Here is a 21,819-nt window from a genome sequence, read left to right as displayed (position 1 = left end):
GCCCCGCTGAGCTAAGCCTAACAACTGCCGCCCCACCGGCCAACGGGGGCGGCGGTTTTGTTTGAGAGAGGCGATCCGCCGCGGCCCTCGAGAGCACCCACGCGTTTGGGCTCCAGGGCTGGAAGCGCCGGCCCCGGAGCCAGATGGACCGGGGCCCTCCAAGGTCGATGGCCGCTAGCTGACCAAGAAGTTCCCATTGTGCAGCGTGCCGCTGGCATTCTGCAGGTTCACGTCCATGTCACTCGTTCCATCGCCATCGATATCGATCTGGAGATAGTCGTTACCCGGCCCGAAGCTCTGCAAATGGGCCGAAGCCTGGTTTCCGCCGAGCAGGGCCGCCCCGTCCACATACTCGATGTGACCGCCGGCGACGCTGATGCCCGAGAACGTAAAGCTGTCATTGCCCGCGTCGAAATTGTGGATGGTGTCGGCAGCACCGGCGGCGGAGTCTGCTGTGCTGACGAAGCGGAAGTTGTCATGGCCCGCGCTGGCGTAAATCTCGTCCGCACCTGCGCCGGCCGTAACCGTCGTGTTGCCCGACGTGTTGCCGATCGTGATCCGGTCGAAATTCGCGGCGGCATTGACGGTTTCGACATTGGTCACGGTGATGTCGTAGACATTCGAATTGAAGTTCAGAGTGTCGTTGCCGTCGCCGAGATCGATCACGTTCGCCGGGCTGCCCTGCAGCGTCAGAACGTCATCCGACGAACTGCCGTTGAGCAGGTTCACGTTCCACAGATTGTCGAACGAATTGCTGCCCTCGGCGAGATTGAGGACGTTGGCCGTCCCTTCTCCGAGATTGACCGTCACGCCGGACACGGTGTTCAGCAGTGTGACCATATCGTCCGACGGATGGAGATTGCCGGTAAAGTCGCTGCCGTTGAGGTTCTCGACGCCATTGATGCTGAGCGAATTGACGCCATTGGCGAGGGACACCAAATCGGTTCCGCCGCCCATATCGATGGCGATGCCGTTGACGTTGTTCGTCAGGCTGACCGAATTGTCGCCTGCATTGCCGATGATGTGCTCGATGCCCATCGCGGCGAAGGACGCGAAGTTTCCGTTGAAGGCGACCGTATCATCGCCATCGCCGAGGTCGATCGCGACGCCGTTGGCCGCGCCGATCGCACCGGTAACGGTCAGGATGTCGTCACCCGCCATGCCGTTCACGTGGTTGACATCGTAGATGTTCACGAACGAATTGGCGCCGGCAGCGAGGTTCATCGTGTTGTCGCCGTTGCCGAGGCTGATGTTCAGGCCCGTGACGGTCGTCGACAGGGTGAGCACGTCGTTGACGCCGGGCGTCGCTCCGAAATCCGTTCCCGCGATTCCGTCGACGCCGATCAGGCTGAGCGTATTTGCCCCGCCCGCGAGATTGAGCTGATCATTGCCGCCGCCGAGGTCGACGACCAGGCCGTTGGCATTCATCGTGAGGTTGACGAACTCGTCGTTGCCGGTGCCGACGAGGTTTTCGACCCCCGCGAGATTGAGCGTGTAACCGTTACCAAAGGTGCCGTTGAGCAGGACGGTGTCTGCAGTCCCCGCTCCCAGATTGAGCTGGTGCCCGAAGATGTTGGCTCCGACGCGAAGATAATCGTCTCCGGCCGTTCCGATCACGGGCGCCGAGTTGGAGAATTGCTGCGCGGAAAGATCGATCGGACTCCCCGATGTGCCCGAGGACAGCAGCACGATGCCATCGCTGAACTGCAGCACTTCGACATTGGTCAAGGTGTCGGTGCCGTCGCGGCCCGCAACTGTATCTTGAACCTGGATGGTTGAGGCCATGGTGACGTTGTATTGCGATTGCGCACCCGAGAAGATCACCATGTCGGTGCCGGCGCCGCCGTCGATCACATCGTCGCCGCCCTGGCCGGTGATGCCGTCGTTTCCACCACCCGCGTTGATGGTGTCGCCACCGCCGCCGCCGAAGAAGAACTCGTTATTTGAGCCACCGACCAGCGTATCGACCTGGTTCGAACCCTGCACGCTGTTGACGCCGCCCGTGATGACGTCGGCGCCAGCCGCACCGCTCACAATTCCGGTCGACAGGTCGACGGAGACGCCGCTGCCACTCGCCTGGGAATACGAGACCCGCGTATTGCCGTTACCGGTGATGGTGTCGTTGCCGAGCAGCCCCTCGAACAGGTTGAAGGTGCCGAACGATCCGGCCGAGGTCACGCCGGTGAAGCCTGTGGCATTGTAAGTGTCGTTCAGGTTGCTACCGGTGGCACTGTTGACGCCGACATAGCTGTCGGTGCCGATCGAGCTGCCGCCGGTCGCCGTCCCCGCCTGCAGGTTGATGGTGACTGCATCGGTCGCGCTGGAATAAATGATACGGGTGTTACCGTTGCCGGTGATCGTATCATTGCCGGCCAAACCTTCGAACTGGTTGAAATTGCCGTTGTTGCCGACGTTGTTGGTCGCGGCATTCTGGAAGCCGACGGCGCCGAAATTCGTGGCCGTGAAGACATCGTTGAAGTTGGTGCCCTGGGCCCCCTCGATCCCGCGGAGCGTATCGTTGCCGATCGAGGCGTCGCCGGTCGCGGTGCCCACCGTGAAGTCGATGGTGACAGGTCCGGTCGAGAAGTAGAGGTTGTTGTAGCTGGCGATGTCGAATCCGCCGCGGCCGTCGATGAAATCGTCGCCGGCAAAGCCGGTGAACGTCTCCGTTGCCGTTGTAATGTTGCTGCCGCGGATGGTGTCGTTGAACATCGACCCCATCACGGCGTTGACGCCGCTGAACGTATCGTTGCCCGTGGAGAGGTCGCCACTCGCGGTGCCTGCCAGCAGATCGACGATCACCCCGCCGGTTGCGTTGGTGAAGGCAATGCGCGTGTTTCCGTTGCCAATAATGTTGTCGTCACCTCCCATGCCGATGAATTCGTTGAAGGTCCCGTTGGACCCGGCATTTGTGCTGCCCGCACCGAAGCCGACGGCATTGAACGTGTCGGCTTTGGTCGAGCCGCGCACGGATTCGACCGATCGCAGCGTGTCGGTGCCGACCGTCGCGGCGTCACCGGTCACAATTCCCAAGGCCAGCTGAACGTTGATCCCGCCCACTGCGTCCGGGTCGAGCGCGTAATCCGCCCGGTCGAAGCCAGCCCTGCCGTCGATGAAGTCGTCGCCGGCGCGGCCTTCGAAGATCTCCACGGTGCCGGGGCCATTGCTGCTGCCGAGCAGCTGGTCGGCAAATCCGGAACCCACAACACCGCCAAAGCCCGAACCGACCAACGTATCGGTGCCGACCGAACCATCTCCGATCGCCGAATGGGCCGCCAGATCGACGGTCACGCTGCCCGTTGCGCTGGCGTAGGAGATGCGCGTCAGCAGAGCACCCAGGCTGTTGGTCGCGCCCGTGATGCTGTCGTTCCCGCCACGGCCCTCGAACTCGTTGAAGCCCACATTGGTGCCGGCAATGCCGGTATCGCCCGCAAAGCCGGTCGCGTTGAACGTGTCGGCATAGTCGCTGCCCACGATGGCCTCGACGTTCACCAGCGTGTCAGTGCCGACGCCTGGTCCGGTCACGGAGCCTGCCGCGAGATTTGCGGTAATGCCTCCGGTTGCCGCGACATAGTCGGCGCGGTCGAAGCCGAGGCCGCCATCGAGCAGATCATTGCCGTCGAGGCCCTTCAGGCGGTCGTTGCCGGCGAGACCACTCAGGTTGTCGGCATAGGCGGTGCCGACCAGCGTATTTGCGCCGGCGTCGCCGGTGAGATGCACGCCCTGGCCGAGGATGAAGTCGGCAGCCGTGAGGTTCGACAGCGTCACGTTCAGCAGCGTGAGGGTGTCGCCATTGCCGAAGTCGATGACCGTATTCGGTCCCTGCTGTGTGGCGAGCGCCTGAATGTCCGCGAGGGTCGAGATGCCGGGCACCCCCGTGAGGTCGATCTTGTCGGCGTCCGCCTGCAGGAAGTCGCCGATGACATCGGCGCCGCCACCGGTGGTATAGACAAAGGTGTCCGCACCAATGCCGCCGTTCAGGGCGTCGTTGCCGGCACCGCCGCTGAGCAGGTCGCTGCCGCCGTTGCCGAACAGCTGATCGTTGCCGCTGGACCCGGTGATCGTGTCGTTGAAGTTCGAGCCGGAAACGTTGGTCACCCCTCCCACGATGGTGTCGTGACCCACCGAAGCGTCACCGTCCGCGGTCCCGTTCGCGAGGTTGACGATCACGCCGGCGGTCGCATTCGCGAAAAGGATCTGCGTGCTGCCGTTGCCGGTGATGGTGTCGTTACCACCCTGGCCCTGGAAGGAATTGAAGCCGATGAAGCCGGTCGCGTCGTAAGTGTCGGCGAAATTGCTGCCATAGACGCTGTTGACGCCTGCGAAGGAGTCATGCCCGACCGACACGTCACCCGTGACCGAGCCGGCATTCAAGCCGACCGTGACGCCGCCGGTGGCGTTCGTATAGAGCAGGCGTGTGCTGCCGTTACCGGTGATCTGATCGTCACCGCCCAGGCCCTCGAACTGGTTGAAGCCACCGTTGTTGCCGATATTGAGCGCACCGGCCTGTCCGTAGCCTGTCGCCACATAGCTGTCGGCATAGCTGGTGCCCTGAATGCCCTCGATCGAGCGCAGCGTGTCGGTCCCGATCGAGGCATCGCCGGTTGCCGTGCCCGCCGCCATGTCGATGGTGACGCCACCCGTGACCGTGCTGAGGCTGTTGTAGATCGCGGTGTCGAAGCCGCCGCGGCCGTCGATGTAGTCGTCGCCGCCAAGACCCGTGAAGTTGTTGCTGAAGCTGCTGCCGAGCAGCGTGTCGGAGAAGGTCGAGCCCTGCACCGCATTGACGCCGGTGAAGCTGTCGGTGCCCTCGGTCGCGCCGACCGCACTGCCGGCAACGGTGAGCGCCGTGGTGGTTCCCACGACGCTGGTCTCGAGGTCGACGCTGACGCTCGAGGCCGCGATCTGGTAGTTCAGGCGGGTGGAGCCGTTGCCGATGATGGTGTCGTTGCCGCCGGCCCCGGCGAAGTCGTTGAAGCCGCCGGACGAGCCGACATTGGTCGCCCCGGCCAGACCGAATCCGGTCGCGTCGAACGTGTCGTCGAAATTGGTGCCGCGGGCGGCCTCGACGTTGCGGATCGTGTCGGTGCCGACGGTCGCATCGCCGTTCACGGTGCCCGCGGCGAGGTGAACATAGATGCCTGAGGTGGTCGTCGTATCGGAGTTATAGGTGACCTGGTCGTAGCCGCCCCGGCCATCGATATAGTCGTCGCCGCCGCGCCCCTCATAGGTCTCGTAGGTGAAGGCAGCATTGTCGCTGCCGTAGAACGTGTCGTTGGAGGCCGAGCCCCAGATCGTCGAGACGTTGGAGAAGGTGTCGTGACCGACGGAGGCATCGCCATCCGCGGTCCCCGCGCCGATGTCGACACTGACCGCACCGGTTGCGCTCAGATAGGACAGCCGGGTTACCGCCTGCCCCAGAGGGTTGAGATCGCCGACGACGACGTCATCACCGCCGCGCCCTTCGAACTCGCTCTGGCCGGCGGCGACGCCCGGCAGGCCGGTCGAGCCGGTGAACCCGGCCGCGTTGAACATGTCGGCATAGTTGCTGCCGAGGATACCCTCGATATTCGTCAACGCGTCGGTTCCAACACCCGGGCCGGTCACCGAACCGGCCGCGAGATTGGCAGTAATGCCTCCCGTCGCATCACCATAATCGGCGCGATCGAAGCCTTGGCCGCCGTCGAGCAGGTCGTTGCCGCCGAGGCCTTGCAGGACGTCGTTGCCGCCAAGGCCGCTCAAATTGTCGGCATAGACCGTGCCGACCAGCGTGTTCGCATTGGCATCGCCGATCAAGTGAACGCCGGGCGCGAAGATGAAATCCGCAGCCGTGAGGTTCGCCAGATTGACGTTCTGCAGCGTCAGGCTATCACCATTGCCGAAATTGATGAAGGTGTTCGACCCCTGCTGCGAGGCGATCGCCTGAACGTCGGCGAGATTGTAGATGCCAGCGCCCGAAAGGTCGATCTTGTCGGCTTGCCCATGCGAGAAGTCGCCGATGAAATCCGCACCGCCGCCGCTCACATACACGAAGGTGTCGGCGCCGCCGTTGCCGAGCAGATTGTCGGCGCCGCTGCCGCCCTTCAGCGTGTCGTTGAAGCCCGAGCCGGACACGCTGTTCACGCCACCGGTGATGGTGTCATGTCCGACCGAGGCATCCCCGCTAACAGTGCCGCTGGCGAGATCGACGACAACGCCACCGGTGGCGTTGGCGAACAGCAGCTGCGTGCTGCCGTTGCCGGTGATGGTGTCGTTACCACCCTGGCCCTGGAAGGAATTGAAGCCGATGAAGCCGGTCGCGTCGTAAGTGTCGGCGAAATTGCTGCCATAGACGCTGTTGACGCCTGCGAAGGAGTCATGCCCGACCGACACGTCCCCCGTGACCGAGCCGGCATTCAAGCTGACCGTGACGCCGCCGGTGGCGTTCGTGTAGAGCAGGCGTGTGCTGCCGTTACCGGTGATCTGATCGTCGCCGCCGAGGCCCTCGAACTGGTTGAAGCCGCCGTTGTTGCCGATATTGAGCGCACCGGCCTGTCCGTAGCCTGTCGCCACATAGCTGTCGGCGTAGGCCGTGCCCTGAATGCCCTCGATCGAGCGCAGCGTGTCGGTGCCGATCGAAGCATCGCCGCTCGCCGTGCCCGCCGCCATGTCGATGGTGACGCCACCCGTGACCGTGCTGAGGCTGTTGTAGATCGCGGTGTCAAACCCTCCGCGGCCGTCGATATAATCGTCGCCGCCGAGCCCCGTGAAGTTGTTGCTGAAGCTGCTGCCCAGCAGCGTGTCGGAGAAGGTCGAGCCCTGCACCGCATTGACGCCGGTGAAGCTGTCGGTGCCTTCGGTCGCACCGCTCGCGCTGCCGGCAACGGTGAGCGCCGTGGTGGTTCCCACGGGGCTGGTCTCGAGGTCGACGCTGACGCTCGAGGCGGCGATCTGGTAGTTCAGGCGGGTGGAGCCGTTGCCGATGATGGTGTCGTTGCCGCCGGCGCCGGCGAAGTCGTTGAAGGCGCCGGACGAGCCGACATTGGTCGCCCCGGCCAGACCGAATCCGGTCGCGTCGAACGTGTCGTCGAAATTGGTGCCGCGGGCGGCCTCGACGTTGCGGATCGTGTCGGTGCCGACGGTCGCATCGCCGTTCACGGTGCCCGCGGCGAGGTGAACATAGATGCCTGAGGTGGTCGTCGTGTCGGAGTTATAGGTGACCTGGTCGTAGCCGCCCCGGCCATCGATATAGTCGTCGCCGCCGCGACCCTCATAGGTCTCGTAGGTGAAGGCCGCATTGTCGCTGCCGTAGAACGTGTCGTTGGAGGCCGAGCCCCAGATCGTCGAGACGTTGGAGAAGCTGTCATGACCGACGGAGGCATCGCCATCTGCGGTCCCCGCGCCGATGTCGACCGTGACTGCGCTGCTCGCGCTCAGATAGGACAGCCGCGTGACCGCCTGCCCCAGGGCATTGAGATCACCGACGACGACGTCATCACCGCCGCGCCCTTCGAACTCGCTCTGCCCGGCGGCGACGCCGGGCAGACCGGTCGAGCCGGTGAATCCGGCCGCGCTGAACGTGTCTGCAAAATTGCTGCCGACAGCGCCCTCGATGTTGACGAGCGTATCCGTGCCGACCCCCGGTCCCGAGGCGGTGCCAGCCGCGAGGTTGACGGCGATGCCGCCGGTCGCGTCAGTATAGATGGCACGGTCGAAGCCTGAGCCGCCATCGAGGAGATCGCTGCCGCCGAGGCCCTGGAGGCGGTCGTTGCCGCCGAGACCGCTGATGGTTTCGGCATTGGCGGTGCCGACGAGGTCGTTCGCGTTGCCGTCGCCGACGATCGGCGCGGCCGGCGTGCCGAACAGGAAGTCGCTCGCCGTCAGGCTGCTCAGATTGACGTTCTGAAGCGTGAGGCGATCGACCGAGCTGAACGTGATGACCGTGTTGGGACCGCTCTGAACTGCATGTGATTGCAAATCGGTAAGGCTGAAGATGCCGTAGACGCCGGTCAGATCGATCTTGTCCTGGCCATGGACGAAGTCCTGGACGAAATCGAAGCCGCCGCCGGTCGCGTAGACGAAGATGTCCGCGCCGGCGCCGCCGCTGAGGAAGTCGTTGCCGGCACGGCCGTCCAGGGTGTCATTGCCGTTGCTGCCGGAGAGACTGTCGTTGCTGCCGCTGCCGATAATGGTGTCGTTGAAGTTGGACCCGAGGACGTTGAACACGCCTCCGGTGATGGTGTCATGGCCGACCGAGCCGTCGCCGTCGACCGTGCCTGCAGTGAGGTTGACGCTCACACCGCCGGTCGCGTTGCCAAACTGGATCTGCGTATTGCCGTTGCCGGAGATGACGTCGTTGCCGCCGTTGCCCTGGAATGAATTGAAGTTCGCGTTGGGGCCGGTGAACCCCGTCGCGTCGTAAACGTCGGCAAAATTGCCGCCGAGCGCGCTGTTGACACCCGTGAAGGTGTCCTGACCGGTCGAGCCGTCGCCGGTCGCGGTGCCGCCCGCGAGGTTGATGGTCACCCCGCCGGTCGCATTGGCGAAGATGAGGCGCGTGTTGCCGTTACCGGTGATGACGTCGTCCCCACCGAGGCCTTCGAACTGGTTGAAGGTTCCGTTGTTGCCGGTATTGGCGCCGGTCACGCCGTAACCGGTCGCATCGTAGGTATCGTTGAAGTTGGTGCCCTGAATGCCCTCGATCGACCGAAGTGTATCCGTGCCGTTCGACGCATCTCCGGTGACGATACCGGCCGCCATATCGACGGTGATGCTTCCCGTGATGAAGAAGATGTTGTTGTAGGACGAGACGTCGAAGCCACCACGGCCGTCAATGTAATCGTTGCCCGCAAGGCCGGTGAACGTGTCGTTGGTCGCACCGCCCAGCAGCGTGTCGTCGAACATCGACGCCTGGACGGCGTTGACGCCGGTGAATTGGTCGGTGCCGACGGATGAATCGCCGGTGGCAATGCCGGTGACGAAGTCGACCTGGACCCCGGCGGTCGCGTTGTTGAACCCGAGCCGCGTGAAGCCGTTGCCGGTGATGGTGTCGTCACCGCCGTTGCCGGTGAACTCGTTGAACGTCCCGCTCGAGCCGGCATTGATGCTGCCTGAGCCGAAGCCGGTGGCATTGTAGGTATCAGCAAAGTTGGTGCCGCGGATCGCCTCGATCCCGCGCAACGTATCGGATCCGATGGTCGCATCGCCGGTCACCGATCCGGCGGCGAGATTGACCGTAATTCCCGTCGTGGTGTTCGGATCGACGTTGTAATCCACGCGGTCATAGCCGCCGCGGCCGTCGATGTAGTCGTTGCCCGCAAGGCCCGCGTAGACCTCAGCGGTGAACATCGGATTGTTGCTGCCCAGAATCGTGTCGTTGTAGGCGGATCCCCAGGCGCCGTTGAAGCCGGACCCGACCAAGGTGTCGTGGCCCACCGACGCATCACCTTGCGCATAACCGGCGGCGAGATCCACCGTTACCGCCCCGGTGGCGCTGACATAGGAGACGCGCGTCAGCTCCGCTCCCTGGCTGTTGGTGTTGCTGATGATGGTGTCATCGCCGCCTTTGCCTTCGAACTCGTTGTAGCCGACGGGGCTACCCGGGACATGGGCGTCGCCGGTGAAGCCGGCTCCGTTGAACGTATCGTCAAAATTGCTGCCGATGGCTGCTTCGATGTTGACGAGTGTGTCTGTGCCCACGCCTGCGCCGGACGCTGTTCCCGCTGCGAGATCGATCGTGACGCCGCCGGTTGCGTCGGTATAGACGGCGCGGTCGAAGCCCGGGCCGCCGTCGAGAATATCGTCACCCGAGCCGCCGCTGAGATAGTCCCTGCCGGCGCCGCCGAAGAGGATGTCGTTTCCGTCACCGCCGTTGAGACGATCGTTTCCGTCCTGCCCGTCGATCAGATCGTTGCCGATTCCGCCCGAAAGGACGTCGTCGCCGAGCGAGCCGAACACGGCGTTCCCAACCGGGGTCAGCACGGCATTCGAAACCTCCGTGTCGAGATTGTCGACAAAGCGGTCCGTCAGCAGATCGATGGAACCTTGATCCGAAAAATTGGTCGCAGCCAGTTGGTCGGCGGCAGCGCCTTGGGCGACCTGGCCGGCTTGCGCCAGCTCGGTGACGTTGGTGGCCGACTGAATGCTGTCGTTCGCGGCAGCAACGACCTCCACAACCGTCGCGGCGGCGGCCGCACTGACGCCGGCCGACGAGACGACGCTCTCCACCGTTTCCTGCGAGCTGAGATTGAAGGGCAGCGGATTGTCCGGATCGGCCTGAGCGGTCGCAACGGCGTCCGCGATCGCGGCGATCACCGCGTCCGGCGCGACCCCGACAGCCGCGATCTGCGCCACCGTGCTCTGGACCTGGATGGCCGCCGCAAGCACCGCGGTCGCGGTCGCATCGCCCCCCACCGCGGCGGGCACCGGGTCGTACGACAGCAAGTCAATGGGATTTTGGGGATCAGCGGCGAGATCGACGTTGAACGCGGCCGCAATGGCGTTGATGGCCTGGTCCACCGTCAGCGGGTGCTCATCATTTGCCGTGCTGTCGACCAGTGCGACGATCAAGGTCGTGAGCGGCGTGATGACGGTGGACCCTTCCGGCGCCCTCAGCACGCCGGCGACCTGCAATCCCGTCGAAATGTCGACACCGCCGATACTCACGAGCGGACCGGATCCGCCCGCCAAAGTAAAGCTGCCGTCAGCCCGCGTCGTCGTGAACGCCTCGCCCGCGTCGAGTATTCCATTGTTGTTGGCGTCGGCAAACACGGTCGCGCCGCCGATATAGCCGTCGATATCCAGCGCGTTGATCTCGTTGGCACCGGGTGTCACGCTCAGCGAGAGCTCGGCCGAGCTCACCGCCTGATGAACGCCGTCGTCGGAGATGGCGGTGACGTGCAGGGTGAACGGATCGGGGCTGCCGACGGCATGGCTCGGGATCAGGACGACGTTCTGAATCGAATCGCCGGTCAACAGCCAGGTGCCGTCGCCGAGCGCTGCGCCGTTCTGAACCGCAAAGCTCGACGGCACACCCTCGATCTTCAGCGACAAGGTGCTGCTTTGGTCGATCTTGGCCGCCGCGATATTCAGCGTGATGTTGCCGTCCGCAGCGCCCGATGAGTCCTGAACGTTCAGAACCGGCGCGTCCTGCGCGCCGTGGATGTCGAAGCTGATGTTCTTGGTCGTGCCGTCGACGGAGGTGACCGTGAAAGTCTCCGTCTTGACGTCGTTGGCGCCGAGATACTGGATCACGGAATTGTCGACGGAATAACTGTAGTGGCCATCGGCCTGCAGCGTCACCTTGCCGAGGTTGCCGGCTGCCGTGATCTCATCGGCCTGGAACGCGGCCTGGTTCTGGTCGGCATCGCTGATAGATAGCTGGCCGGATGCGGTTAGCTGGCCGTCCTCAGTGACGTCATGCTGGGTCGGGCCACCGATGGCCGCCGCATCGTTCACGCCGTGGATCGTGAACGTCACGTTCTTGGTCGTGCCGTCCAGAGCCTTGACTGTGAAGGTCTCGTCGCGGGTCTCGCCCTGGCCGAGATATTGAACGGAGCCGTTGGCGACCGAATAGCTGTAGTCCCCGTTGGCGCCGATCATCAGCGACCCGAGATTGCCGGGCCCCGAAGCGACAACGGTTTGGAACGAATTCTGGTTCTGATCGACATCGTTGATCGACAGCGTGCCGGACGCCGTCAGGACGCCGTCCTCAGTGACATCGTGTTGAACGAGATTGCCTATCACGGCGGCATCGTTGGTGCCCGTGATGTTCACCACGATGTCGCGGGTGGCGGTGCCGTCGGCGGAGACGACCGTCAGGGTGTCGGTGACCTGCTGCCCTGCGGTCAGCGGGTTCGACTTCACGGGATCGAGCGTATAGGTCCACGCGCCCGTCGCCGCATTGAATGTGAAATTGCCATAGGTGCCGGCGAGCGAGGCCGGGACCGCGAAATGGGCTTGGCCGCTGTCGACATCGTTCACCGCAAGCTGGCCCGACGCGTTGGGATCGCCGACACCGCTCCCGGCCTCGGTCACTGAAATATCCTGGCTCCCCGATACTGTGATCGTGGCCGCGTCGTTGCTGCCCGTGATGGCCACCGTGAGCGTCGACGAGCCCGTTCCACCGTGATTGTCGGCATTCGTGTAGGTGAACTGCTCCATCGCCTGCTGGCCCGCAGCGAGCGCTTGCACGGCGGCGCTGGAATTGTTCAGCGTGTAGGTGTAGGCGCCGGTCGCCTTGGTGACCACCAGCGTTCCATAGGTACCGGCGACGGTGATCGTGGTGCCGTTGTCCGTGCCCCCTGCTACGGCCGACACGGTGTGGGTATCACCGGCATCGGCGTCCGTGTCGTTTGCGAGCAGATTGCCGCTGGCAACCGTCGTCACGTCCTCCTTGACGGAGGCGGTGTCCGCGACTGCGACCGGCACGTGATTGGTCGGGCCCTCGATGACGATTTCGACCTTTTCGATCGAGGCGACGGCGAGGTCGAAGCTCCTGAACGCATAGTCCGCGCTGCCATAGCGCGCGATGAGGGCCTGGATGGCCGCAAGATCGGACCTGAACGAAGCCGAGTTCGCCATCGCTTGCGTGACAACGAGGCGGAGCGTGTCCTGGCCCTTGCCGCCATCGTAGATGTCGACAGAGCCCACGTTTTCCGACACGCGGTAGATCAGGATGTCGTTGCCATTGCCGCCGCTGATGATGTCGGTGCCGGCGCCGCCGTCGATGATATCGTCGCCGTTGTCGCCGGAGATCAGATCGTTGCCCGCCCCACCGAGCAGCGTATCGTTGCCGTTGCCGCCGAAAATGATGTCGTTACCGGTGCCGCCATCCACGGTGTCGTTGCCATTTCCGGCGTCGACGATGTCGTTGCCCGCACCGGCATTGATGTTGTCATTGCCGTTGCCGCCCTGAACGAGATCATTCCCTGCCCCAGCGCCGACGGTATCGTCGCCGTTCTTCGCATTGATGATATCGGTCGAGCTGGTGCCGGCGATCTGATCGTTTGCATTGGTGCCGTTAATGATCATGGCAATTCATCTTTCTCGATATGGCAACAGGCATTGTTCGCGAGCGCGCGGAAGCGGCGTCGCGTTGTGCGGATGGAGAGATCTTCAATCGTCGAAAGCAGAACGCGATATGGACCAGACGCGTGACGTCGTGCGGTCGCTCATGGTGAGCCCCCTCCCGTAACCTTTTTGATTTCTTGGGTTCGCCGTCAGCCCAACGGCGTGAGTTTGAAATGACGTGGTCTTGTTATCGTTCGACGCTTCGCTCCGTTGCTCGGCGTCGCCTGAATTCTCGAAATTGCTATTTCCGAACGTCGAAAAAGCTTTTCTGATAATTGCAAATTGTTTCCACTGTTGCGTGACTGCGTCAAGACAGCACAGCGGCTAACCTTAAGAGGAGTGTGGACTGGACAGCGCAGCTTGGAATGCGCGCGCACCCTACCGGCGGTCGCGCCCGATTTCAGCAAAACGGGGAATCGAAGCTTTCCCGGACTACAGCACAATAAGGGCTGGAACGAAGCGATCGCCCTTCGCGTCGCGACCGGCGCGAGGAGATCGCCCAAGATGCCGAGCAAATGAGCTACCACCGCTGATGGCGCCGGGATGCGAGGCTCGCCCTGTCCCCCTGCGGTGCCTGCGACACTCTGCCGCACCCAGATCTCACTGCGGATCGACGCTGCAGGCGGAGAACCTGCACCGAAATAAATCTGGTTCGAGCAGAGCAACGTCATTCTCAATTCCCGGGACGAAAGCTTTCCTGCTCCATGGAATACCCCCGCACGTCTTGGCGCATGACCCGAATGGGTCATCCCGGTGCAGGGGGACAGCGCCTCGGCAGACATTATCCGCTAGACTTTGGTCGGACGCCGTTTTCAGGAAAAACAAGCAAAGGGGCTTGCGTCGGGCCGCCTCCTCACGAAGCATGACGCGGGGTGTCTGCACGGAATGCAGCAAGAAAGGATGCGCGCCGGCTCGCAGCGAATGCCCCGGGGCTCAGCGGAGGGGGGACCGCTCGTGAAGACCAATGGAATCGACAATGAGGAGCTGTCGAAGGTCCTCAATCGACTTGGCGAGGCTGCCGTGAATCCGGAAGCCTGGCGCGGCATCATGGATGACATCTGCAAGGCCGTCGGAGCGTCGGCGGCCCTGCTTCTTCAGAGCGATATCAGAACCCCGGACGTTCCCCGCACGGATTCGATTGCCGAAGCCACCGATCTCTACTTCAGGAACAACTGGCATTTGAGAGACCCGCGCGCCAGGGGCTTTCCCCGCATGATGGCGGGCGAGGTCGTGACCGACTTCGATGTGATGACGCCTGAGCAGATTCGTGCCGATCCCATGTACAACGAGGTACTGTTCCCGTTCGGATACCGGTGGTTTGCCGGCATCGGCTTCTGGGCCGACAGCGCGGCGTGGGCATTGACGCTCCAACGGACCGGCCGCGAAGGCACGTTCGAAGCGCGCGACAAGCAACTGCTTGCCCAATTGGCGCCGCGCCTGACCGAGACCGCCACGCTCGCGACGGCGGTTGGACGAGCCGCGTTGAGCTCGATGACCGACGTCCTGGACCGGGTTCGACAACCCGCCCTGGTCCTCAATCGGGAAGGCATGGTTCTGCGCACGAACCAGATGGCCGATCACGGCTTCGACGCCGAGATCCGCATCAGGGGGCGGCGCCTCCTTCTTCGCGACAAGCATGCGATGACGCGATTCGATCAGCTGGTCAGCATGATCCGATCAACGCCGGATGCCGCCGCCATCGCCGCCTCGCCAATCCTTGTCCGCCGGACGACCAAGCCACCGGTCGTGTTACGGCTCCTGCCAGTGGACGGCGCGGCGCGCTCCGTTTTCCTCGGAGCGCGCGCCCTGCTCATCCTGTCCAATCTCTCCCCGCGCCCTGCGCCGGACCCCGCGCTGATCGGCCAGGCCTTCGATCTCACCCCGGCGGAATCCCGACTGGCTGCCCTGCTCGCGACCGGCACATCGATCGCCGACGCCGCCGACCATCTGCGCATCTCGCGCGAAACCGCCCGCAACCACCTGAAGTCGATCTTCTCGAAAACAGGTATCCACCGCCAGTCGGAGCTGGTCACGCTGGTTTCGCAGTTGGGGTGACATCCGGCTTGTGTCCATCGGCACCCCCAAATTTCCTCCGAGCACGAAGCAGCACTTCAGCGCCTTATGCGCGCGCCCCCCTCACTTCCGGCTCCGAGCCGCCACGGACACGTTCATCAGCAAGAGAAACAACGCGCTTGTCGCCTGATATCTCGCCACCACGCGTTTCCTCGCTCGTCCTCGCATGATGGCCTTTCCGTCGCGTGAGCCAATACGCCACGCCCAGCCCCGTGACCGCTTGCGCATCTCGAGCTCGAAGAACGAAAAGTCATCGAGATCCACCAGATTGTCTCCCAACGGTTTGACGTCGCTTCGCGACTTGACGACCGGCCCGCACGCATCCCAAACCAACGCAAAAACGCTGCCGAGAAACGGACCGTCGCGTAAGGCGATAGGCCACCCGCTTCGGGTGCGCCTCCCCCAAATGGGCTATGTCGGGAGAAAACATGCCCCCCAAGGAGGCGAGGCGTCCATCGCTGGCCGCAGGGAATTTTCGAAGATCGTGCCGAAGAACAGGCATGGCTTGCCGGTTCTGGAAGCTGCCAATGAAAATAGAGCCCTGTTTGCCGCGGGTCATGCATCGAGAAGGACACTTTCCTGATCGTGCAAAAAACAGGCAGCGAACAGGGAAATTGCTTGCCCCATACCTGCACGGAGCCAGCAAAGAACAGGCGACAGATTGAGTGAGGGCTCTTCCCACCGGCCGCTCGTAGTCGGCAACGGCTGCCATGCAGAGCTTCGCAGCTGTGCAGAAGCCGTTTGCGGTGTCTTTTTCCTGACTTTCGGTCCGCAAGGTGAACGGCATGAGACCAGACAGTTGACCGGCTGCGCTATCGCAGCTCTCCATCGCTTACCGCCTGGCCAACGACCTTACGCCCGATCCCCGCAACGCTCGGACTCATTCGAAACGTCAGATCGAGCAGGGCGAAACACGACCCTTCGGAAAGCGACGCAACCGTAGGAGCCGCTCTCGCTGTAGATTAATTTGACTCTGCCTGAAGTTAAATTTATATATTATTTGTTATTTAATTTTTATTTTGACTGCCTAACTCTTCGAAAGAGGCGTGACTATGCGCCCAATCGATACTGCGCCAAGGGATGGTGAATTCATCTGGGTTGAAGGTGCGGCGGGGGCTGTTGAGGCCGTCCGGTGGTCGTCAGACATGGACGGATGGGTTTGGAAAGACGGCACGCCAATCGATATTGCTCCGACTCATTGGTATCCAGCAGCCGAGTATGGCGATCCGGACGACGAACCATCAGGCAGCTCGGCCGCAGCCGCCCTCATCCTGATCCCTGCAATTTTCCTTGGAGCAGTCCTGCTCGCCGCGTTCGACCCATTTAGTTCGGGAGCGGGTCAAGACGCGGTCTGGAGCGATGGCAGAACTATTTTTGGCCTCCATCGACAAGCCGAGATCGAAACCGGCTCTCAAGCGGCACTTCAGCAGGAAACGACCGCAGCGTCGATGTTGGCGGTGCCGCCAGGCTTTGGGCGGCAGCAATTCGATGAAGAGCAAGCACTCGCCAGCGGGTTGGCTGGCGCCCGGAACGAGTTCGATATCACGGTCCCGCGCGCGCAGGCGGCAGAAGCGGCCGCGGAACGGCTGCGGCAGTCGCTTCGACAGGAGCAAGCAGGCAAGGACGCGCTCACGGTAGAACTTGCCAGATCTCGCCGCGAGCTCGAGACCCGTGACGAAGACTCGCGCAATGCCGCCGATGTCGCCGAGCAGCAGAGGAAGGCAATGGCTCACGAAATCGCGGAATTGCAGCAGTCTCTCCAAGAGGAGCGAGACAAGAACGCCGAGCTCGTCGCAGAGGCCAAAGCTGCGCGGGCTGAAACGGCGAATGCCGAACAACAAAGTCGTGCGGTACAAGATACCCGAGCGCATGCGGCCGCGTTGGCCTCGGAACTTGCGGAAGCGCGGCGTGAGATCGAAGCCCGGAACATTCAATTGCGCGATGCGAATGATGCGATCGCGCAGCAAAAACAGGCGGCGAGCCGAGAAATAGCCGAACTGCGACAGGCGCTGCGACAGCAGCGGAGCGGGACGGAGGCTCAGGCAGGAGACCGTAAAGCGTCCTCAAGCCTCACTGAGGACGTTTCGACCGCTCCGGCCACTGAACGCTTGGTCCCGCCAACGACGCAGAACGGGGGGACGATGGTAGCGGAAGGACCCGTAGCCGCACGTCAAAGCGAGGCAGAGACTCGACTCATTCCGCGGGCCAGGGCCTTGCTCGATCAGGGGGATATTGGAGCAGCGCGGATTGTGCTTGAGCTCGCGGCTGAGAAGGACGTCCCGCAGGCAAGTTTCATGCTCGCCGAGACCTACGATCCGGCCGTGCTGTCCGCCTTAGGAACCTACGGAACGCGCAGTGAAGTGGCGAGGGCGCGCGAGCTGTATGCCAAGGCTCAAAAGGGCGGCATTCGCGGCGCCCAGGAACGGCTTGATGCACTGCCTCGCTGAAAAGGGACTCGTCGCAGTCCTGCTCGAGAAGGGATCGACATGAAGAAGGTGCCAAGGTCACACTCGTTGCTGCTGCTCGCTGGATTCATGCCAGTCGCGATGATGCTGCAGACGGCCTGCCTTGAGGCCCAAAGCGCGAAGAGCACCAAAGCTGATGTCCAGGTGATCCGACGGTCGCTCCCTCAGGAGAGTGAGAAGGACCGCGTCAATGCCTGGACCGTCGGGCTCGCCGGCGGCCTGCTTGAAGGCGCACCGATCCGTCTCGCCTCGGAAATGGCACGCGTCGTCGATGACGGCGCAGATCTGCATCTCCTACCGATTGTCACGCGCGGGGCCACCGACAATTTGAACGCGTTGCTCTATTTGCGCGGCGTCGACACGGCGATCATCAATTCCGACGCGTTCGAGGAATACAAAATTCAGGCACCTCAGGTCCGAAGCCGCATCACATATCTGCTCAACCTCTTCCCGTCCGAGCTGCATGTTTTCGTGCGGCCGGAGATCACAAATCTGCAAGATCTTGCCGGTAAGAGAGTCAACTTCAACACCTTGGGCACCGCAGCCGCCTACTCCGGACCGCTGATCTTCAGCCGCCTCGGCATCGAGGCCGACAAGACATTTATTCCGCATCAGGTTGCCTTGGAACAGATGCGCAAAGGGGAGATATCGGCCGTCGTATTCATTACGTCAAAGCCGGTCGACGCCTTCGTCCGCGGTCGCTGGGAGGCGGGCTTCAAATTTCTTCCGGTTCACTATGACAGTAGATTCGAGGACTATTACCTACCGGCGACATTGGAGCCAAATGAGTACCCAAACCTCATCAAGCCGGGTGAGCGAGTTTCAACGATCGCGGTTTCGACAGCGTTGGTTGCTTTCAATTGGCCGCCACGCTCAAACCGCTATCAACGCGTGGCTCGCCTCGTCGAGTATCTGTTCTCGCGTATTGATCGGCTTCAGGCGCCGGGCTTTGACGCGAAGTGGAGGTCGATCAATCTAGCAGCCACCGTTCCTGGTCTCACCCGTTTTCACGCCGCCCAGGAATGGCTAGATCGCAACTCGCGGAGAGCAGAGTCACCATGAATCATGCGGCCGCTCCTCTGGTCGTAGCCGTCAGCTTCGCCTGCCAAATCGCGCACGCGCAAAGTGCGAAGGACCCCATGGGGATAGCTCGAGCGTGTTCGGTGGCGGAGGGGTCAGGGCGGCGAGACTGCCTGCATAATTCGCCACGCGAGGCTCCATCGCTCGGCCGACAAGCATCAGACAACCGATGGCTTGTGAGCGAGACTACGTCACCGATCGACTATTCCCCAGTCGTCGCCGCTACCACCTCCTCGGTCAGCGCTGCCGATGGCGCCGCCATGCAACTCTCGATTCACTGCCGAGCCGGTCGCACAGAAGTTACGGTCGCAGGAGCTTTGCTCTCACGCAGCGCCAAGGAATATGTAATTTCGTATCAAGTCAACGCGGATCCGCCAGTTCAACTCGCGGCCGCCTCGCCGTCGTTCGGGTCCGGCGTCTCTTTCGGCGGCGATGCCATTCAATGGCTGAAGGCACTACCGGACGACGGCAATATTGTTGTGCGTCTTTCGCCTCGCATCGGCGCGGTACAGGAAGGACATTTCCAGCTCGATGGATTCGGGCACGTGCGCGAGAAACTGGCGGCGGCATGCAAATGGCCACATAGCGTCGCCAGACCAGGAGGGTGATGGTCATAGAAACGGGCAAGGAACAAGATGAGCAAATTGAAGTCGGCAATGGCAGCCATCATCAGCGGCCTGGCGATGATAGCCCTGGTTAGCGCGAACGTCCGTGCCGAGATAGACAACCATGTGATCTCACAAGCGAATGATAGCTCAGCAAATTCTCAGACGCAGAGCAGATTGAAGCCGGCGAGAAAGCAGGGCCAGCACCAAACAAGGCACCCCGCCGCTCGGGCTGAGCCGATGCTGGCTCAGGCGACAAAAGCCGCCTCCGCCGCGAAGTCGCATAGGCTGATCCTACAGGTGAACTCCAATGAGCCTGCCATGATGAATCTGGTGCTCAACAATGCGACCAACGTCGCGCAATATTACAACGATCGGGGCGAGCCCGTGTCCATCGAGGTTGTCACCTTCGGCCCTGGCCTTCACATGTTGCGCGACGACACCTCGCCGGTAAAGCCTCGCATCGAGGTGCTCGCGATGAGCCATCCGGAAATATCTTTCAGGGCCTGCGCGAACACCCAGGAAAACATGCGTAAGGCGGAAAGCAAGGACATTAAGTTGATTCCGCAGGCCACGGTTGTTGAATCCGGCGTCGTCCGCGTTATGGAGCTGCAAGAGCAGGGCTGGAGTTACGTAAAACCCTGACTTCGTGGGCGGCTAGATCATCAATGGACCGTAGCTCGGCGCGGCGCGAATTACCGATGACATTCGTGCGGTCGCCCCCAAGAGCCGTTATTGGAGTAGCAAGCTTGACACACTAGGGGCCTATCGCGGCGCCGGACTGAGCAAGCCATCCAAAGCCCGACTTACGATAATGGCGGTCCATGCGCAGGTCGCCACGGTCCAAAACGGGGGACTGAAAGCGCCGATCTCCACGTCATGCTCGTACTTTCGAAGTGCAAAACGTTCTTGGACGTCCGCCGACCCTCACCAAGCGCAGCAGCCTTTTACGTTTGTGCGGCACGATTGTGCAGCACGATGCGCCGATCGTGGAGACGACCTACTCCAATACTAACACCTAAGAGGCGGCCCCGGCTTTGGGGCGGCTGTTGAGGTGGCCGGGGCCGCTCTGCCAGCTCCGCGGTAAGCTGGCGACTCTCAAGCTAAGAAAGCCCGCCTTGTTCCTCCAGCGGCTCCGCCTTGGCAAAAGAAAGCGAACGATGCAATAACGGCACAGATGGTATATTCTCCACCATCCAGGCTTCGTTTGGATGCCGGGTCATCGCGGTCACTCCGTTAAGCGACGCAAATGCCTTCATAGTCGGCGAAACTCGGCTACCCGCTGCTTCAGCGAAACTCTGGCCTCAAAGCCTGCGAGCAGCCAGGCCATAGACTGCGTGTGACCTTTGCGCGATGTCTGATTTCCCCACCACGCGCTGAACCTGGAGGCTGACGGCGGCAATGGTCGACGAAGAATGTCTTCGATTTCCGAGAAGCTGAGGCGGATCGTTTCTGCCTTGCGGCGCTGCAGCTCCTTCCGCAGGGGGTCGTAAACGGACATCAAATCCAGCTCGTCACGGCATCACGGGAAAACACAGGTTTCCCATTTCAATCTTCTCAAAACGAAATATGATTACGACATAATCATTTTAATTCCTCATTCGGGAAAAAGCTAGTTTAAATTGCCATCGCGTCCGTCAATGCACGGGCAGCTGAGGCACGGTCCGCAAATTATCTTCGAAGTCCTATGTCTATTCTAGGTCAAAAGCTTTGAAGGCCTCTCAAGTTCAGTACCACTCTTGCGGGTGCGAGCGTGTACATTGGGGAGAATAGACGGTTGTGATTGTGCTCAGCGCGCTTGAGCGCGAAAGGCGCGAAATTGTGTCTGTCCGAAGCGAGCTTCAACTAACGCCAGTCGGATTTCTTTCAACCATTTGGAGCGTCTTACCATGGCGATGGGGACGGTTAAGTGGTTCAACGTGACGAAGGGTTACGGTTTCATCCAGCCTGACGCTGGCGGGCCGGATGTATTTGTGCATATTAGCGCGGTGCAAAAGGCCGGTCATGATGTATTGCGCGAAGGAGCGCGTGTCAGCTACGAGCTTAGAACGGGTCGATCCGGGAAAATGGCTGCCGAGGATCTGCGCGTTGATTGAAACGCTACATGCAAAGCCCGGCCTGTGCCTAGCAGAACGAAAGAAGCCGCCCTTAGGCGGCTAGTTTCAGTGGTCTCTTCCTCTACTTATTCTCGCGAGCGCGTCGGCAGTGTCTCGCGCGGCGTCCTTCACGTCTCCTTTCCTTAAAGATTGGCCGTAGCAGCAACGGATTCGGCTCTCAAATCGGTGGCAAACAGGTGTGCTGAGGCGCTCCAACGGGCAAAATGCCGCCCTAGAGGACAAGCCTCGATGCAAACCAGAGGACGACACAAAAGCAGATGCCGATTCCCACATAGGGCAAAACAAGGCGCATCGCTCCCTCCTTAGCTCTGAGACGCTACGACCATCGAACTGTGACGAGCAATCGCGGGCTAGCCGCGGGACGGTTGCGATTCTCTGCGTTACGCACGACGCTGGGCTGAGATGGGACGGGGACGAGAATCCTCCTTA

The 21,819-nt window shown here is 62.0% G+C and carries 8 protein-coding genes; 6 read left to right on the top strand and 2 right to left on the bottom strand.

From position 1 onward, the window contains the following. Positions 1 to 174 precede the first annotated feature (174 nt). Positions 175 to 13,011: a VCBS domain-containing protein gene (locus tag XH83_RS08045; protein WP_194406483.1), complete on the bottom strand. Its 12,837-nt coding sequence runs from the start codon at positions 13,009 to 13,011 to the stop codon at positions 175 to 177. A gap of 993 nt (positions 13,012 to 14,004) precedes the next feature. Between XH83_RS08045 and XH83_RS08040 the strand changes: the two genes are divergently transcribed. From XH83_RS08040 to XH83_RS08020, 5 genes are all read left to right on the top strand, one after another. Beyond that, complete coding sequence (locus XH83_RS08040; RefSeq protein WP_194406482.1) at positions 14,005 to 15,105, top strand: helix-turn-helix transcriptional regulator; 1,101 nt, start codon at positions 14,005 to 14,007, stop codon at positions 15,103 to 15,105. Between the two features lie 1,070 nt (positions 15,106 to 16,175). Continuing rightward, positions 16,176 to 17,570 (top strand): hypothetical protein, encoded by a 1,395-nt coding sequence (locus tag XH83_RS08035; protein ID WP_194406481.1) that lies wholly within the window; start codon positions 16,176 to 16,178, stop codon positions 17,568 to 17,570. A 39-nt stretch (positions 17,571 to 17,609) separates the two neighbouring features. Further along, positions 17,610 to 18,650 (top strand): TAXI family TRAP transporter solute-binding subunit, encoded by a 1,041-nt coding sequence (locus XH83_RS08030; RefSeq protein ID WP_194406480.1) that lies wholly within the window; start codon positions 17,610 to 17,612, stop codon positions 18,648 to 18,650. A 278-nt stretch (positions 18,651 to 18,928) separates the two neighbouring features. Then, complete coding sequence (locus XH83_RS39680; protein ID WP_246776433.1) at positions 18,929 to 19,276, top strand: hypothetical protein; 348 nt, start codon at positions 18,929 to 18,931, stop codon at positions 19,274 to 19,276. 27 nt (positions 19,277 to 19,303) lie between these two features. After that, on the top strand, positions 19,304 to 19,918 hold the full coding sequence (locus XH83_RS08020; protein ID WP_194406478.1) for a hypothetical protein: 615 nt from the start codon (positions 19,304 to 19,306) through the stop codon (positions 19,916 to 19,918). 610 nt (positions 19,919 to 20,528) lie between these two features. Here the strand turns inward: XH83_RS08020 and XH83_RS08015 are convergent. Continuing rightward, the gene (locus XH83_RS08015) at positions 20,529 to 20,774 is read right to left on the bottom strand and encodes a hypothetical protein (RefSeq protein WP_194406477.1); all 246 of its coding nucleotides are present in this window, start codon (positions 20,772 to 20,774) and stop codon (positions 20,529 to 20,531) included. 388 nt (positions 20,775 to 21,162) lie between these two features. Here XH83_RS08015 and XH83_RS08010 point away from each other — a divergent pair, with 388 nt between their 5' ends. Next, positions 21,163 to 21,369 (top strand): cold-shock protein, encoded by a 207-nt coding sequence (locus XH83_RS08010; protein ID WP_194406476.1) that lies wholly within the window; start codon positions 21,163 to 21,165, stop codon positions 21,367 to 21,369. Positions 21,370 to 21,819: the final 450 nt, after the last annotated feature.

Origin of the sequence: Bradyrhizobium sp. CCBAU 53351 (genome assembly GCF_015291745.1) — a bacterium.
Taxonomy (GTDB): Bacteria; Pseudomonadota; Alphaproteobacteria; order Rhizobiales; family Xanthobacteraceae; genus Bradyrhizobium.
This window is presented reverse-complemented; position numbering and strand designations above follow the sequence as displayed.

Coding starts and splice junctions, on each gene's coding strand:
- XH83_RS08015 (WP_194406477.1), bottom strand. CDS start 20,774: ATGTCCGTTTACGACCCCCTGCGGAAGGAGCTGCAGCGCCGCAAGGCA.
- XH83_RS08030 (WP_194406480.1), top strand. CDS start 17,610: ATGAAGAAGGTGCCAAGGTCACACTCGTTGCTGCTGCTCGCTGGATTC.
- XH83_RS08020 (WP_194406478.1), top strand. CDS start 19,304: ATGAGCAAATTGAAGTCGGCAATGGCAGCCATCATCAGCGGCCTGGCG.
- XH83_RS08045 (WP_194406483.1), bottom strand. CDS start 13,011: ATGATCATTAACGGCACCAATGCAAACGATCAGATCGCCGGCACCAGC.
- XH83_RS39680 (WP_246776433.1), top strand. CDS start 18,929: ATGCAACTCTCGATTCACTGCCGAGCCGGTCGCACAGAAGTTACGGTC.
- XH83_RS08035 (WP_194406481.1), top strand. CDS start 16,176: ATGCGCCCAATCGATACTGCGCCAAGGGATGGTGAATTCATCTGGGTT.
- XH83_RS08010 (WP_194406476.1), top strand. CDS start 21,163: ATGGCGATGGGGACGGTTAAGTGGTTCAACGTGACGAAGGGTTACGGT.